The sequence below is a fragment of the Kitasatospora sp. NPDC053057 genome (assembly GCF_044546945.1).
Classification (GTDB): Bacteria; Actinomycetota; Actinomycetes; order Streptomycetales; family Streptomycetaceae; genus Kitasatospora.
In genome coordinates this window covers 1-16,056 of record NZ_JBITZP010000045.1, presented here as the reverse complement: position 1 = coordinate 16,056, position 16,056 = coordinate 1, and the positions used below count along the sequence as shown (strand labels likewise).

General features: G+C 73.3%; 13 protein-coding genes. 8 read left to right on the top strand and 5 right to left on the bottom strand.

Going from position 1 to position 16,056, the window contains the following annotated elements:
* Positions 1 to 2 precede the first annotated feature (2 nt).
* Entirely contained in the window at positions 3 to 299 is a 297-nt protein-coding gene (locus ACIG5E_RS32620; protein ID WP_396539635.1) for an MTH1187 family thiamine-binding protein, read from the bottom strand.
* Between the two features lie 89 nt (positions 300 to 388).
* Positions 389 to 1,960, bottom strand: a complete 1,572-nt coding sequence (locus ACIG5E_RS32615) for a SulP family inorganic anion transporter (protein ID WP_396539633.1) — start codon at positions 1,958 to 1,960, stop codon at positions 389 to 391.
* A gap of 637 nt (positions 1,961 to 2,597) precedes the next feature.
* Between ACIG5E_RS32615 and gcl the strand changes: the two genes are divergently transcribed.
* Both gcl and ACIG5E_RS32605 read left to right on the top strand, forming a co-directional pair.
* Positions 2,598 to 4,379, top strand: a complete 1,782-nt coding sequence (gene gcl / locus ACIG5E_RS32610; RefSeq protein ID WP_396539631.1) for a glyoxylate carboligase — start codon at positions 2,598 to 2,600, stop codon at positions 4,377 to 4,379.
* 169 nt (positions 4,380 to 4,548) lie between these two features.
* A complete protein-coding gene (locus ACIG5E_RS32605) occupies positions 4,549 to 5,037 on the top strand; it encodes a glutathione peroxidase (protein WP_396539629.1) in 489 nt (162 codons plus the stop codon).
* 47 nt (positions 5,038 to 5,084) lie between these two features.
* On the opposite strand, the gene ACIG5E_RS32600 is transcribed toward ACIG5E_RS32605, so the two are convergent.
* A complete protein-coding gene (locus ACIG5E_RS32600) occupies positions 5,085 to 6,005 on the bottom strand; it encodes a LysR family transcriptional regulator (protein WP_396539627.1) in 921 nt (306 codons plus the stop codon).
* 96 nt (positions 6,006 to 6,101) lie between these two features.
* On the opposite strand from ACIG5E_RS32600, the gene ACIG5E_RS32595 reads away from it, so the two are divergent.
* The 4 genes from ACIG5E_RS32595 (at position 6,102) to ACIG5E_RS32580 (ending at position 10,372) form a co-directional block, all read left to right on the top strand.
* Entirely contained in the window at positions 6,102 to 6,806 is a 705-nt protein-coding gene (locus ACIG5E_RS32595) for a succinate dehydrogenase cytochrome b subunit (RefSeq protein WP_396539625.1), read from the top strand.
* Positions 6,807 to 7,047: 241 nt separating this feature from the next.
* Positions 7,048 to 8,991 carry a fumarate reductase/succinate dehydrogenase flavoprotein subunit gene (locus tag ACIG5E_RS32590; RefSeq protein WP_396539623.1) on the top strand — a complete coding sequence of 648 codons (1,944 nt, stop codon included), beginning with the start codon at positions 7,048 to 7,050 and terminating at the stop codon, positions 8,989 to 8,991.
* Positions 8,988 to 9,725 (top strand): succinate dehydrogenase/fumarate reductase iron-sulfur subunit, encoded by a 738-nt coding sequence (locus ACIG5E_RS32585; RefSeq protein WP_396539621.1) that lies wholly within the window; start codon positions 8,988 to 8,990, stop codon positions 9,723 to 9,725. The genes ACIG5E_RS32590 and ACIG5E_RS32585 overlap by 4 nt, the downstream gene beginning before the upstream one ends.
* Before the next feature lie 335 nt (positions 9,726 to 10,060).
* On the top strand, positions 10,061 to 10,372 hold the full coding sequence (locus ACIG5E_RS32580; protein WP_396539619.1) for a hypothetical protein: 312 nt from the start codon (positions 10,061 to 10,063) through the stop codon (positions 10,370 to 10,372).
* 171 nt (positions 10,373 to 10,543) lie between these two features.
* Here ACIG5E_RS32580 and ACIG5E_RS32575 read toward each other — a convergent pair whose 3' ends face one another.
* Positions 10,544 to 11,467, bottom strand: a complete 924-nt coding sequence (locus ACIG5E_RS32575; RefSeq protein WP_396539617.1) for a phosphotransferase family protein — start codon at positions 11,465 to 11,467, stop codon at positions 10,544 to 10,546.
* A 115-nt stretch (positions 11,468 to 11,582) separates the two neighbouring features.
* On the bottom strand, positions 11,583 to 12,521 hold the full coding sequence (locus tag ACIG5E_RS32570; RefSeq protein ID WP_396539615.1) for a DUF2797 domain-containing protein: 939 nt from the start codon (positions 12,519 to 12,521) through the stop codon (positions 11,583 to 11,585).
* Positions 12,522 to 12,680: 159 nt separating this feature from the next.
* Between ACIG5E_RS32570 and ACIG5E_RS32565 the strand changes: the two genes are divergently transcribed.
* Both ACIG5E_RS32565 and ACIG5E_RS32560 read left to right on the top strand, forming a co-directional pair.
* Positions 12,681 to 13,310 (top strand): maleylpyruvate isomerase N-terminal domain-containing protein, encoded by a 630-nt coding sequence (locus tag ACIG5E_RS32565; RefSeq protein ID WP_396539613.1) that lies wholly within the window; start codon positions 12,681 to 12,683, stop codon positions 13,308 to 13,310.
* A 318-nt stretch (positions 13,311 to 13,628) separates the two neighbouring features.
* Positions 13,629 to 15,782, top strand: a complete 2,154-nt coding sequence (locus ACIG5E_RS32560; RefSeq protein ID WP_396539610.1) for a restriction endonuclease — start codon at positions 13,629 to 13,631, stop codon at positions 15,780 to 15,782.
* Positions 15,783 to 16,056: the final 274 nt, after the last annotated feature.

Below are 16,056 nucleotides of genomic sequence, written 5' to 3'. Positions count from 1 at the left end.
TCTCAGCCCTGCGCGAGGTGCCGCTCGACCGAGGCGACCTTGGCGGTGAGGCCGTCGGTGACGCCGGCCCGGTCGTCGATCTTGATGACCGTGCTCACCCGGTTGCTGTGCGCCTTCACCGCCTCGATGGCCGCCCTGATCACCGGCATCACGTCGTCCCACTCCCCCTCGATGCTGGTGAACATCGCGTCCGTGCGGTTCGGCAGCCCGCTGGCCCGGACCACCCGGACGGCTGCGGCCACCGCCTCCCCCACGTCCTCGCCGATCCCCAGCGGGGTCACCGAAAAAGCTGCGATCACGGTTCTGCGCTCCTGTCACCCGACGGCACTGGTCGCGGCCCGGACCGCTCCGGGCCGCGACCAGGCTAGGCGGTGCGGACGGACTTCCGTCAGACGACCGTCGGCAGCGGCGGTTCGACGGCCAGTGGGGCGCTGGCCGTGGCCCGGTGCTGGTCGGCCCAGGAGGTGAGGGCCAGGGTGCAGGCGTGGTCCAGGTGTCGCAGGCCGGACCAGTCCAGTTCCACCGGCCGGTCGCCGGGCAGCCGTTCCAGGGTGTCCAGCAGCCGGGGCAGCCGCAGGAAGGTGGCGTTGCCGGTCAGCCGCACCCGGTGCAGCGGCCGACCGGTCGTCAGCACCACCTCCTCGACGGCGATCTGCAGGTGGGAGGTCTGCCAGGCGGACTTGACCACCGCCAGGCCGACGCCGATCAGCACCCCTTCGAAGAGGTCGGTGGCGACGATCGCGACCGCCGTCACCCCGAGCACCAGCGCCTCGCCCCGGTGCCCCCGGCACAGTGCGACGATCCGGCGCAGCGGCACCAGCTTGGCCCCGGCGTGCACCAGCACGGCGGCCAGCGCGGTGAGCGGGACCAGCCCGAGCACGCCGGGCAGCAGCGCGGTGAACAGCAGCAGCCACAGCCCGTGCAGGAAGCGCGCGGCCTTGGTGCGGGCGCCCGCCTGGACGTTGGCGGCGCTGCGCACGATCACCGCGGTCATCGGCAGGGCGCCGAGCAGTCCGCAGACGGTGTTGCCGAGGCCCTGGGCGGTGAGTTCGCGGTCGTAGTCGGTGCGCGGGCCGTGGTGCATCCGGTCGACGGCGGCGGCGCTGAACAGCGTCTCGGCGGAGGCGATCAGGGTGAAGGCGACAACCGTCCCGAGCCCGGCGGTGCCGGCCAGGGCGCCGAGTGTGGCGGGCTGGGGCAGGTGGACGACGTCGAGCAGGCCGGAGACCCGGACCCGGACCACCGGTAGGTCGGCCGCGGCGGTGACGGCGGCGGCCAGGCCGACGGCGGCCAGCGGCGCGGGGACGGCCCGGGCCGCGCGGCCCGGGAGGTACTTCCAGCCGACGAGCACCAGCAGGGTGCCCAGGCCGAGGGCGACCGCGCTCGGGCTGGCGGCGGCGGTCGCCGCGTCGGTCAGCAGGGCGGGCAGTCCGGCGAGCTTCTGCGGGCCGGTGCCGGGGGCGCGGCGGTCGGCGAGCGCGTACAGCTGGCCGGACACCAGGGTCAGCCCGATGCCGGCCAGCATGCCGTGCACCACCGAGGCGGACATCGCGCGGAACCAGCGGCCGAGCCGCAGCGCGCCCATCGCCAGCTGGAGCAGGCCGGTGCCGAGCACCAGCGGGCCGAGCGCGGCGACGCCGAAGCGCTGGACGGCCTCGGCGACCAGCACGGTCAGTCCGGCGGCGGGCCCGCTGACCTGCAGGCTGCTGCCGGGCAGCAGGCCGACGACCAGGCCGCCGACAATGCCGGTGACCAGCCCCAGTTCGGCCGGGACGCCGGAGGCGACGGCCACCCCGACGCACAGCGGGAGGGCAACCAGGAACACCACCAGTGAGGCGGGCAGGTCGTGCCGCCAGGGGACGGCGCGCAGCGCGGCGAGCGGGGGCCGACCGCGGCCCGGCGGGGCGTTCTTCCGAGGGTGGCCCGGTGGGCCCTGGCGGCGGCGGGAGAAAGGGTTCATCCGGTCACCGCCGGGAGTCGGGCAGGGGTGCGGCGCATGGCGGCGTTCCTTCCGCGCGCCCGCCGCTGCGGGCGCGCCGTTGCGGGGCGGGGAGTCGGGCGGGGGCGAGGGACGACCGCAGCGGGCGACGGGCGGGGGTGAGGGATGACCGCGGCGGGCGACGGGCGGGCGACAGCGGTACGGCCGCGGGTCCGGACGGGCGGCGGGTGTCGGGTCGGTGCGGTCGGGGTGTCCTGGACGGGCCCGCCGACGGTGTCCCCCCGTTCCGGCGCCCCCGGCTCCCCCTGCCGCGGCCCCCGTCGGACGCCACGGGCCCGGCGTGGCACCGACGGTACCCAGCTCCGCGGGCCGGGCCGACCTCGGGCACCGTCCCTTCACCGGCACTGCACGGCGGGTGCGCTTTCCGGCCCGGAGGCTCCGCTTCCCCGGGTACACCAGCGCGAACGCGGTTCTGGCGTGCGAATACCCGCCGCCCCGGAGGGCATCATCCGCCGTTCCACATTCTGTTGAAGTCCCCCTTGACTCCCCGCCGGACCCGACCCTACCGTGTTTCCACATACAGAAACCGTTCTTCCGTATGGTGGAATTCAGGAGATGAGCCCTCCGACCCACTGCGGGCCGACGCAGGAGAGACCCGATGCCTCGTATGACAGCCGCCCGCGCGGCCGTGGAGATCCTCAAGCTCGAAGGCGTCGATGTCGCCTTCGGCGTTCCGGGCGCCGCGATCAACCCCTTCTACGCCGCCCTCAAGGCCTCCGGCGGGATCAGGCACACCCTGGCCCGGCACGTCGAGGGCGCCTCCCACATGGCCGAGGGCTACACCCGTGCCAAGGCCGGCAACATCGGCGTGTGCATCGGCACCTCGGGCCCGGCCGGCACCGACATGATCACCGGCTTGTACTCGGCGATCGCCGACTCCATCCCGATCCTGTGCATCACCGGCCAGGCCCCGGTCGCCCGCCTCCACAAGGAGGACTTCCAGGCCGTCGACATCGCCTCGATCGCCAAGCCGGTCACCAAGGCCGCCACCACCGTCCTGGAGGCCGCGCAGGTCCCCGGCGTGTTCCAGCAGGCCTTCCACCTGATGCGCTCCGGCCGCCCCGGCCCGGTCCTGATCGACCTGCCGATCGACGTCCAGCTGACCGAGATCGACTTCGACCCGGAGGCGTACCAGCCGCTGCCGGTCTACAAGCCGACCGCCAACCGGATCCAGATCGAGAAGGCCATCGCGCTGCTCCAGGAGTCCGAGCGCCCGCTGATCGTGGCCGGCGGCGGCGTCATCAACGCCGACGCCTCCGAACTCCTGCTGGAGTTCGCCGAGCTGACCGGCGTCCCGGTGATCCCGACCCTGATGGGCTGGGGCATCGTCCCGGACGACCACGAGCTGAACGCCGGCATGGTCGGCCTGCAGACCTCGCACCGCTACGGCAACGAGAACTTCCTCGCCTCCGACTTCGTCCTCGGCATCGGCAACCGCTGGGCCAACCGCCACACCGGCGGCCTGGACGTCTACACCGCGGGCCGCAAGTTCGTCCACGTGGACGTCGAGCCCACCCAGATCGGCAAGATCTTCGCCCCCGACCTCGGCATCGCCTCCGACGCCAGGGCCGCCCTGGAGCTGTTCGTCCAGGTCGCCAGGGAGCTCAAGGCCGCGGGCACGCTCAAGGACCGCAGCGCCTGGGCCGCCTCCACCCAGGAGCGCAAGGCACGGCTCCAGCGCCGCACCCACTTCGACAACGTGCCGCTCAAGCCGCAGCGCGTGTACGAGGAGATGAACAAGGCCTTCGGCCCGGAGACCCGGTACGTCACCACCATCGGCCTGTCCCAGATCGCCGGCGCGCAGATGCTGCACGTCTACAAGCCGCGGCACTGGATCAACTGCGGCCAGGCCGGCCCGCTGGGCTGGACCATCCCGGCCGCGCTGGGCGTCGCCACCGCCGACCCGGAGGGCCAGATCGTCGCCCTCTCCGGCGACTACGACTTCCAGTTCATGATCGAGGAGCTGGCGGTCGGCGCCCAGCACCGGATCCCGTACGTCCACGTGCTGGTGAACAACTCCTACCTGGGCCTGATCCGCCAGGCGCAGCGCAACTTCGACATCGACTTCCAGGTCAAGCTGGAGTTCGAGAACATCAACGCGCCGGAGCTGGGCGTCTACGGCGTGGACCACGTCAAGGTCGCCGAGGGCCTGGGCTGCAAGGCGATCCGGGTCACCGAGCCGGAGGGCCTGCTGCCGGCCTTCGAGGAGGCCAAGAAGCTGGCCGCCGAGTTCCGCGTCCCGGTCGTGGTCGAGGCGATCCTGGAGCGGGTCACCAACATCTCGATGGCCGCCGCCGACATCGACAAGGTCAACGAGTGGGAGGAGCTTGCCACCCTTCCCGAGCACGCGCCGACCGCGATCAAGCCGCTGGCGCTCTGAGCCGGTCGGAGAGCGGGGGCGTACGAGCCGCTCCGTACGCCCCCGCGCCCGCGGAACACCGGCGGCGCCGGACGGAACACCGGCGGCGCCGGCACGGTTGAGCCGTCCGGGGCCGCTACCGTGTGCCCGGGCGAGACCCGCTGCCAACCTGCCGAAAGGACCCACCACCGTGAGCCTGTACGACATCCCGCTGCGCGCCCTGGCCGGCGAGGCCACCTCGCTGGCCGACCACAAGGGCAAGGCGCTGCTGATCGTCAACGTCGCCTCCAAGTGCGGCCTGACCCCGCAGTACACCGGCCTGGAGAACCTCCAGAAGCGGTACGCCGGGCGCGGGTTCACCGTGCTGGGCTTCCCGTGCAACCAGTTCGCCGGGCAGGAGCCGGGCAGCGCCGAGGAGATCCAGAGCTTCTGCTCGACCACCTACGGGGTGACCTTCCCGCTGTTCGAGAAGGTCGACGTCAACGGTGACGACCGGCACCCGCTGTACCGGCAGCTGACCGAGGTCGCCGACGCCGAGGGCCAGGCCGGGGACGTCAGCTGGAACTTCGAGAAGTTCCTGATCTCCCCGGACGGCACCGTCGCCGCGCGTCTGCGTCCGCGCGTCGATCCGGAGTCGGAGGAGCTGATCGCCGCGATCGAGGCCGTGCTGCCGGCCTGACGCCCGCCGTCCAGTGCTGAGGGCCGCCTTCGGGCGGCCCTCAGCCGTTACAGCAACAGCCGCGTACCGGGCGGGAGTTCACCCTCCCGGGCGGCGTCGCGCAGATGCGCCAGCAGGGTGTCGTGCAGCGCCTCGGCGGCGCGGGTGAGCGGCACCTCGTGGCCGTGCGCGACCGCGATGGTGCGGCCCAGGCCCGGCCCGGCGAACGGGGTGACGGACAGGCCCGAGCGGGCCGCCACCATGCCGGGCACCACCGCCGGCCCGAGCCCGGCCCGGACGAAGCCCAGCACTGCGTCCATCTCGCCGCCCTCGACGGCGAACTCGGGCTCGAAGCCGGCCGCCCGGCAGGCCGCCAGCGCGGCCTCGCGCACGTCGTAGCCCTCCCGGAACATCACCAGCGGCCGCCCCCTCAGCTCCGCCACCCGCACCGGGCGCCGGGCGGGCCCGGCAGCCGAGACCAGCACCAGTTCCTCGTGCAGCAGTTCGGTGACGGCGAGGGCTGGCGCGGCCTCCCCGCTGGGCGGGGTGATGATCAGCGCGAGGTCCAGCTCGCCCGCCGCCAGCCAGCGCACCAGGTCGCGTGAGCCGCCCTCGCGCACCCCCAGCGCGACGCCCGGGTAGCGGTCCCGGAACACCCGCAGCACATCCGGCACCAGGCTGGTGCACAGGCTCGGCGGTGCCCCCAGCCGGACCCGGCCGCGGCGCAGCTGCACCGTCTCCTGGACGGCGAGGCGGGCGCTCTCGGTGTCCGCGAGGATGCGCCGGGCCAGCGGCAGCAGGGCGTCCCCGGCGTCGGTCAGGGCGATGTTGCCCCGGGTGCGGTGGAACAGTTCGGCCCCCAACTCCCGTTCCAGCGAGCGGATCTGCTGCGACAGCGAGGGCTGGGCGACATGCGCGGCCTCGGCCGCCCGGGTGAAGTGCCGGGTCTCGGCGACGGCCAGGAAGTAGCGGAGTTGCTGGAGCTGCACGCGATCAGGCTACGCCGCGTCGATAGGCTCCGACTATCGCCACCAGCCGCAGCATGTCTTGGACGCACCCTTGCCGCCCTCCCTACCGTTGCTGCCATGACAACCGCGACTCGGACGGGCCGGCATCCGTCCACCCTGGCGACCCTCTGGCGGTCGACCGTCGGCAAGAAGGCGGTCATGGCCGTCACCGGACTGGTCATGCTGCTGTACCTGGTCGCGCACATGCTGGGGAACCTCAAGGTGTTCTTCGGCCCCGACGACATCAACGGCTACGCGGCCTGGCTGCGCACCATCGGCCAGCCGTTCCTGGGCCACGAGTGGTTCCTGTGGATCGCCCGCCTCGCCCTGCTGGCCTCCGTCGTCCTGCACGGCGTGTCCGCGTACCAGCTCAGCCGCCGGGACCTCGCCGCCCGCCCGAGCAAGTACGTGCACCAGCGCCGCCGCGCCGGCTACGCGACCCGGACCATGCGCTGGGGCGGGGTGATCCTCGGCCTGTTCGTCGTGTGGCACATCCTCGACCTCACCACGCTCACCGTGAACCCGGTCGCCGAGCACGGCCACGTGTACCAGAACATCGTGGGCACCTTCGGCCGCTGGTACAGCGACGTGATCTACATCGTCGCGATGCTGGCCCTGGGCCTCCACATCCGGCACGGCTTCTGGAGCGCCGCGCAGACCCTCGGCGCCAACAACGCCCGCCGCGACCGGGTTTTGAAGCTGACGGCCAACACCTTGGCGTTGGTATTGACCGCCGGCTTCCTGTCCGTCCCCGTGGCTGTGATGACCGGAGCGGTGAATTGACATCCTCCTCCGGCCGAAGCCGAAGGATTCCAACCCTCGCGGGTCAGGCTTTCTGCTTCACAGCCGACTGCCGACCTGGGATTGCCAGCGGAGGGACGGTGTACCGCCCATCGGTCTTACATCAGCTCCACAGACCTGACTTCCCGCCAGCCCGGCGGTAGGCCGAGCCGGAACCTGACTATCGTCCCGACCCGACGTGACCAACCTATCACGACGAGTGACCCATTGAACGGGGCATCAGATGAGCTACCAGGACTACACCCTCGGCGAGCCGATCGCCGACACCAAGGCCCCCACCGGGCCGATCGAACAGCGCTGGGACCAGCGGCGGTTCGACGCCAAGCTGGTCAACCCGGCCAACCGGCGCAAGCACACCGTGATCGTGGTCGGCACCGGCCTGGCCGGCGGCGCGGCCGGCGCCACCCTCGCCGAACAGGGCTACCACGTGGTCCAGTTCTGCTTCCAGGACTCCCCGCGGCGCGCGCACTCGATCGCCGCCCAGGGCGGCATCAACGCGGCCAAGAACTACCGCAACGACGGCGACTCGATCCGCCGGCTGTTCTACGACACCGTCAAGGGCGGCGACTTCCGCGCCCGCGAGTCCAACGTGCACCGGCTCGCCCAGGTGTCGGTGGAGATCATCGACCAGTGCGTCGCCCAGGGCGTGCCCTTCGCCCGCGAGTACGGCGGCCTGCTGGACACCCGCTCCTTCGGCGGCGTGCAGGTCTCCCGCACCTTCTACGCCCGCGGCCAGACCGGTCAGCAGCTGCTGCTCGGCGCCTACCAGGCGCTCTCCCGGCAGATCGCCGCCGGGAACGTGGAGATCCACCCGCGCACCGAGATGCTCGATCTGCTGGTGGTCGACGGCCGGGCCCGCGGCATCGTCGCCCGCGACCTGGTCACCGGGAGGATCACCAGCTACACGGCGGACGCCGTCGTCCTCGCCACCGGCGGCTACGGCAACGTCTTCTACCTTTCCACCAACGCCAAGAACTCCAACGCCACCGCGATCTGGCGGGCCCACCGGCGCGGCGCCTACTTCGCCAACCCGTGCTTCACCCAGATCCACCCCACCTGCATCCCGCGCTCCGGCGACCACCAGTCCAAGCTCACCCTGATGAGCGAGTCGCTGCGCAACGACGGCCGGATCTGGGTGCCCAAGGCCCAGGGCGACACCCGCCCGCCCGCGCAGATCCCGGAGGAGGAGCGGGACTACTACCTGGAGCGGATCTACCCGTCCTTCGGCAACCTGGTGCCCCGCGACATCGCCTCCCGGGCCGCCAAGAACGTCTGCGACGAGGGCCGCGGCGTCGGCCCCGGCGGGCAGGGCGTGTACCTGGACTTCGCCGACGCGATCCGCCGGATGGGCCGGGACGCCGTCGAGGCCAAGTACGGCAACCTCTTCGAGATGTACGAGCGGATCACCGCCGAGGACCCGTACCAGGTGCCGATGCGGATCTACCCGGCGATCCACTACACGATGGGCGGGCTCTGGGTCGACTACGACCTGCAGACCAGCATCCCGGGCCTGTTCGCGATCGGCGAGGCCAACTTCTCCGACCACGGCGCCAACCGGCTCGGCGCCAGCGCCCTGATGCAGGGCCTCGCCGACGGCTACTTCGTGCTGCCGCCCACCATCAACGACTACCTCGCCCGCAACCCGGTCAGCGCGGTGCCCGCCGACCACCCGGTGCTCACCGAGGTCGAGGCCGAGGTCGAGGACCGGCTCAACCTGATTCTCTCCGTGAACGGCGACCGCACCCCGGACTCCTTCCACCGCGAACTCGGCGAACTCCTGTGGGACGAGTGCGGGATGGCCCGCGACGAGGCCGGGCTCAAGCGCGCACTGGAGCGGATCCCGCTGCTGCGCGAGGAGTTCTGGCGCCGGATCAAGGTGCCCGGCACCGGGCAGGAGCTCAACCAGTCGCTGGAGAAGGCCAACCGGCTGGTCGACTACTTCGAACTGGCCGAGCTGATGTGCCTGGACGCGCTGCACCGCGCCGAGTCCTGCGGCGGCCACTTCCGCACCGAGAGCCAGACCCCCGACGGCGAGGCCGCCCGGCGCGACGAGGAGTTCACCTACGCCGCGGCCTGGGAGTTCACCGCCACCGGCGAGGCGCCCGTCCTCCACCGCGAGGACCTCGACTTCGAGCACGTCCACCCCACCCAGCGGAGCTACGCATGAACCTCACCCTGCGCATCTGGCGCCAGGCGGGCCCGGACGCACCCGGCTCGATGACCACCTACCAGGTCAGCGGCATCAGCCCGGACATGTCCTTCCTGGAGATGCTCGACACCCTCAACGAGGAACTGATCACCTGCGGCGACCAGCCGGTCGCCTTCGACCACGACTGCCGCGAGGGCATCTGCGGCGCCTGCGGCATGGTCATCAACGGCCAGGCGCACGGCCCCGAACGCACCACCACCTGCCAGCTGCACATGCGGCACTTCCAGGACGGCGACACCATCGACGTCGAACCGTGGCGGGCGGCGGCCTTCCCGGTGGTCAAGGACCTGGTGGTGGACCGCTCGGCCTTCGACCGGATCATCGGCTCGGGCGGCTACATCACCGCCCCCACCGGCAGCGCCCCCGAGGCGCACGCCACGCCCGTCCCCAAGGAGGCCGCGGACACCGCCTTCGAGCACGCCGAGTGCATCGGCTGCGGCGCCTGCGTGGCCGCCTGCCCGAACGGCTCGGCGATGCTGTTCACCTCCGCCAAGGTGGTGCACCTCAACGTGCTGCCGCAGGGCGCGCCCGAACGCGCCGCCCGGGTACGGAACATGGTCTCGGCGATGGACGCCGAGGGCTTCGGCGGCTGCACCAACACCGGCGAGTGCGCCACCGCCTGCCCCAAGGGCATCCCGCTGCCCAGCATCGCGGCGATGAACCGGGAGTTCCTGCGGGCCGCCCGCGGCTGAGACTCCCCCTGATCGGTCGGCCCCTCGCTCTGGTGCTCAGGCGAGGGGCCGACGCCGTTCTCCGGGGCGTGCGAAGGCAGTTCACGCTCCCCGAACGGGTGGTGGATGGCCGCGAGCGGTGCTTCCTGACGGAGAATCGCGCTACGGTGGTGCTCCGCTACGGAAGGACGGCATATGCCCGAGGTTCAGTCCTGCTCCGGCTGCGGCGGGTCCGGGGGGACCCAGAAGACCGAGGCAACGGTCGAACTGGACGAGGAAGGGAGCATGGTGCCCAGGGTTCACAACTACTGGTCGCCCTGCGGTCGGTGCCACGGATCCGGGACGGTGATCGTCGGATGAGATTGGTCTTCGAGTGCGTCGAGTGCGGTGGGCACTACCTGCCGCCGGAGGGCATGGTGTATCCGGACGGGCCTGCCTCGCCCCTCTGGTGCTCCTCCTGCCATACGTCCAAGCGCACGGCGGGCCTCCGGGAGGACCCACTGCTCGCCCGCATCGCCCTGGCCGCCGCCCGGGCCGCGCTGGCCCGGCGCGCCGCCGAGGCCGTCGAGCCGGCCACCGTCGGCCGCGGTGACGTCCGGCCGTCCCGGCCGCCGCTGTCCCGCCGGGCGCGCTCCGGGCCGGGCGGAGTGCGCGGCAGGCTGGGTTAGCTCTGGCCGAGCTGCCGCTGCCGCGCGCCGCCGACGGCCGCCTCGTGCTCGCGGTGGACGTCTCGCCATGGCTACGGCCGGACGCCGGGACCTGCCCTGTCCGGTCCCGGCGCAGGTCGCCGGCTCCGCTCGGCCCCTTACGCCGTGTACCGAGCACGGCTCGGGTCACTGTCACACAAGCAGCGCCTCGAACTCCGGAAGCCGGCCGAACAGGTCGGGGAGGCCGCGCACGCCGTTGCGCACGGACTCGTGCGACAGCGCGAGGTCGGGACCGGTGCTCGCCTCGACACCGGCGAGGCACCGGAGGATGTTCCACCTCGTGTGCCCCAGCCAGCCACCGATCATGAACACGAACCAGCTTGGGCCTGACGGCGGCAGCGCTCCGCCCCCCGCGACGTAGCCGTCGAGGACCGAGCGGAAGACGGCCGGCCTGATGTCGTCGAAGCCGGGTCCCTTCGCGAGGCTCAGCGCGGTCGAGCCGAGCTCACTGGACAGGTCGAGCATCCCCGAGAGCTCCCAGTCGAGCACCACCGGCCGATCCGCTCGGGCCAGCAGGTTCCACGGTCGGATGTCCCTATGGGTCAGCACGACGGGGCCCGGCCGTTCGCAGGTGTCGACGAAGTCGGCGATCGCGAGGAACGTCTCGACGTGAGAGGCGAGTTCGTCGGCCCACGGCTGTCCGGTCGCCACCGCCCGCGCGGCGAGTTCGGGCCAGTCCCGTGGCGTCGGGTCCTCGATCGACACACGGGTCCACGCGACGTCGAGCGCGTGGACGCGCGCGAGGATCTCACCGATCTCGAACGCGTACGCCGCCGACACCGGTGCTTCGGGCACCTTTTCTCCCTCGACCCATCGGTGAACGAGCGTGTCGTGGTCGGCCGAGATCGGCTCCGGCATCGGGATACCGGCGGCGAAGGCCGACCGCTCAAACCTGAACACGTCCTCGACGCGATAGGTCCAGCGGCGGTCGACGAGGTTCAACTCCTTCACCGCGAACGAGCCTTGGTCGGTGTCGAGCCGGTACATCCGGTTGGCGAAACCGCCGTGGACGCGGATCATCGGCCCGACCGGCTCGCCGAGATGCGAAAGGTTCACCCACGCATGCTAGGGGCCGGCAGTTCACCGATGCACCGGACTTTCCCGTGATGCGTGCTCACGATCGCCGCCACGCCGACGGACGCCCACAGCCCGACCAGACACCGAACACGGCCTAGAACAGGGCTTCCTGGGTGTCCGGCTCCGGCGGGCGGACCCGCTCCTGCAGGGCCAGGCCCTCGGAGGCGCGGCCGGTGACGGGCGTGAGCGTCCAGCCGGTGAGCCGCCGGGTGTCCAGCAGCAGCGGGCCGGAGCCGTCCGGCTGGTCGAGGAAGAGGTGCCGGCCCACCGGCGGGCGCAGCGTGCCCGCGATCACCGCGCCGGGGGCCAGGCCCGCGATCTCGTGGTAGGCCTCGGGAGCGCCGCCGCCCAGGCCGAAGCGCTCCACGTGGTCCACCACCGGGCGGTCGGCGAGCAGTTCCACGGCGTGGCCGTCCAGCAGCCGGTGCGCCTGGGCGCGGGCCTCGGTGAGCACCGTACGGCGGTGCGGCGCGTCCCCGTGCGCCCACCAGTGGTCCGTCTTCAGCCGGGACTTGTAGCGTTCGCGGGCCATCCCCGAGGCGGCGACGGTCAGTTCGGCGCGGCGCACCGCGGGCAGGCCGCCGCGCGCGGTGAACGCGTAGGCCAGCGCGCCCTGTTCGAGCAGTCGGCTGTCGCCGCGCTGCTCGGCGGTCAGGCCGACCTTCAGCAGGCCCTCGCCGAACCAGGCGAGGTAGAGCAGATAGGTGCGGCCGTCGTCCAGGATCTGGTCCCGGGCCAGGGCCAGACCGCGGTCCACGCTCTGGCAGGCCGGGCACTGCGTGGGGCCGCCGTCCGGGGCGATCTCCGCGTGGTGCGGGCAGGGCGTGCGTTCCGTCGCCCCGGCCAGCCAGGCCCCGGTGCAGCGGCGCGGGCCGCCGAGCAGCCAGCCGACCTCCGTACCCGGCGCGACGGCGCGCTCGTGCACCCGGCTGCCGCGCACGGCGCCGAGCAGCGCCCGCCCGTCGTGCCAGCTCAGGCCGGTGGAGATCCAGCCGGCCGGCCGCTCCGGGTGCTGGGGTGCGGGGATCGTCACGGGCAGCCCTCCCTGTGGGTCGTCGGTCAGGCGAGGCTACCCGCTGCCACCGACAGTCCCGTCCCACGGATCCCCTGGGAGAACCCCGGGGCCTGGGTCGAGGACCTGCGCCGCACCTTCCGTGGCCGCCGGCCCTGAGCCGCTGCTAGCGTCCGGGCCATGATCGACTCACCGACCCCGGACGACCTCGCCCGCACCCTGCGCCTCGCCGTCGACACCCTGGCCGGCGCCCCCGCGGACGCGGACTGGTCACGGCCCGCCGGCACGCTCGGCTGGAGCTGCTGGGAGACCGTCGAGCACCTCGCCGACGACCTCCTCGCGTACGCCGCCCAGCTCGGCCCGGCGCGGCCGCCGCGCGACCGGTACGTGCCCTTCGTAGCGACCCGCCGCTCCCCCGGCGCCCCGAACAACTTCGTCCGCGCCGAACCGGCCGAGGGGGTGCCGGGGCTGCTCGAAGTGCTGGACGCGAGTGGCGGGTTGATGGTCGCCATCGCCCGGGTCGCGCCGCCGGACGCCCGCGCCCACCACCCCTGGGGCCTCGCCGACGCGTCGGGTTTCGTGGCCATGAGCCTGGTCGAGACCCTGGTCCACCTCCACGACGTCACCCAGGGCCTCGGTCTGCCCTGGGCGCCGCCCGCCGACGTCTGCGCCCGCGTCCTCGCCCGCCTCTTCCCCGACGTGCCCGCCGGGGACCCGTGGCCCACCCTGCTCTGGGCCACCGGCCGCACCGCCCTCCCGGGCCTGCCGCCGCGCACCGACTGGCGCTGGTACGCCGAGGTCCGGGCCTGAGCCGCCTCAGCGCACCCCGACGGCGACCCACCGGTTTCCGGGGCGGCCCGCCGGTCACCCCGGGCGGGAGCTCACCGGCGCCGCGGCCCGACGGGCCGCCCGGGCCATCGCCGAACGCCTGCTGGCCGTACCCCCGGCGTCCTGATCCGCTGACCCGTCGCCAGGCGTCCGCCGCGCCTTGGGCGCCGCCCGCTTCCGCAGGTCGCGGGCGCTTGGCCCGGCGGGGCGTCCACGTTCTATTGTGGCGGGCGCGGTCGGCGGTGTCGCCGGGAGGCGGCGCGGGGCGGCCTGGTCGGTGCGAGGGTGAAGGGGTGGCTGGTGGCGGGGCGGCGGAACAGCGGGGTGCTGACGGTCTGGGCGGAGGCGCAGCGGCAGCAGCAGCGCCGAGAGGAGGCCCGTTGGCGCGCCGAGGCGGCGGAGTTGCGCCGGCACGAGCGCGCGCAGCGCGAGGCGCAGCGGGCGGCCGCCCGGGACGAGCGGGAGGCGCAGCGCGCGTACCAGCAGTCGCGGGAGGCCGAGGCGGCCCGGCGGACGGCCGAACTGGACGCCCGGGTCGAGGAGTTGCGCGGGTTGCTGGCGGCCGGGCTGGCCGCGCCGGCGTTCGGGCCGCAGGCGCTGCTGGCGCCGCGCCCGGTGCCGCCGTTCGATCCGGGGCCGCTGGGTGAGCCGGTGCCGATGCCGGACCAGACCTCCGCCGCGTACCACGTGCCGCCGCCGGACGCCGCGCAGGCCCGCAACGCCGGGGTGCGCCGGCAGTACGAGCAGTACCTCGCCCAGGCCCGGGCCCGGTTCGAGCAGGACTGGTACGCCGCGCAGGCGCAGGAGGCGGACCGGCAGCGCCGGCTGGCCGCGTACCACCGGGAGTACCTGGTCTGGGCGGAGGGCTTCCGCCGCCAGGAGGAGGAGCGCGGGGCCGGCACCGAGGAGCTGCTGCGGCGGCTGCGGGCGGGTGAGCCGGAGGCGGTGCAGGAGTACTTCACGGCCGGCCTGTACGCCTCGGCGGCCTGGCCGGAGGGCTTCCCGCACCGGCTGGTGGCGGCCTGGGAGGTGTCGAGCCGTCAGCTGGTGGTGAACTGGGAGCTGCCCGGTCCGGACGTGGTGCCGGCGGCCGGGCGAGTGCGGTACGTGAAGGCGGACGACCGCGAGGCCGAGGTGGCCCGTCCGGCGACCGAGCGCAAGGCGCTGTACCGGGAGGTGCTGGCGCAGTCGGCGCTGCGGGTGGCGGCGGAGCTGTTCCGGGCGGACCGGGACGGGATGCTGGACTCGGTGGTGCTGAACGGCTTCGTGCTGGGCATCGACCCGGCGACCGGCCGCGAGGCGGAGCGCTTCCTGTCCACGCTGACCGCGACCCGGGCCGAGTTCTCCGGGCTGGCGCTGGACCGGGTGGCGCCGGTGGAGTGCTTCCAGGGCCTGGGCGGCAAGCTGTCGGCGCGGCCCGAGCGGCTGGACGAGGTGAAGCCGGACCGGCTGCCGGAGTCGGTGGGCGGGAAGCTGGCCGGGCACTTCGGCGAGGACGAGCCGGACCTCTTCGAGATGGACCCGCTCGAGTTCGAGGACCTGATCGCCGAGCTGTTCCGGCTGCGCGGTTTCCGCGTCATGACCACGGCCCGCAGCGGCGACGTCGGGGTGGACGTGGTGGCCGAGGACCTGGACCCGGTGACCGGCGGCAAGATCGTGATCCAGGCCAAGCGCTACAAGAAGACCGTGCCGCCGACGGCCGTGCGGGACCTGGAGTCCACCGTCCGCCACCACGGCGCGATCAAGGGCATCCTGGTGACCACGGCGGGCTTCGGCCGCGGCTCGTACAGCTACATCGAGGGCAAGCCGCTGACCCTGGTGAGCGGGCCGGAGCTGGTCGAGCTGCTGGCCGAGCAGGGCCTGCGCGGCCGGCTCGGCGGCGGCGCGGGCGGGAGCGCCGAGCCCGGGCCGCGGCCGAAGGAGGCCGAGCCGGCCGCCCCGCAGAGCAGCCTCACGGTCAGCTGGCAGAGCCGCACGGCCGGCGGCGACCCGGTGGAGCTGGACGTCACCGCGTTCCTGTGCGCCGGCGGCCGGGTGCTGAGCGACGAGCACTTCGTGTTCTTCAACAACCCGCAGGACCCGGACGGCGCCGTGCGCCTGCACCCCACCCACTCGGTGCCGGGCGAGCCGGTCCGGGCGGCCCGGCTGAGCCTGGACCTGCACCGACTGCCGGCCGCCGTCGACGAGGTGGTGCTCGCGGTCTCCACCGAGGAGGAGGAGCCCCCGGCGCTGCCGCTCGGCTACGTGTACGGACTGGCCGTCGCCGCCGAGTACGGGCCGGGCGCGGCCGGACCGGCGAAGTGGCCGGGCGCCAACGGCGGCGTCCCGGACTCCGCCATGCTGCTCGGGAGCTTCCGGCGGGCGGACGGCGGCTGGCAGTTCGCGCCCTCGGCACGGGCGGTGACGAACGGTCTGGCCGGGCTGGCGACGGCCTTCGGCGTCACCGTGGAGTGACGGCCGGGGGCTTCGGCCCTCAGGGGACATGTCATACCTCAGGAGGAGGCCGCCCCCGTCGCACCACCGGGTCGGCGGGGGCCGACCGTCCCCTCGGCATACGCATCGGGCTCGAACCACTTGGGAGGATGGATCGGTAGGAAAATCCGATTCGTTCCCAGGAGTCTTCGTGACCTTCCCCGCAACCGCCGTCCACACCGGCCTGGCGGCCGCCCGCGCCACCGGTCTGAACAAGGTCTACGGGGAGGGGGACACCCGGGTCGTCGCCCTCGAC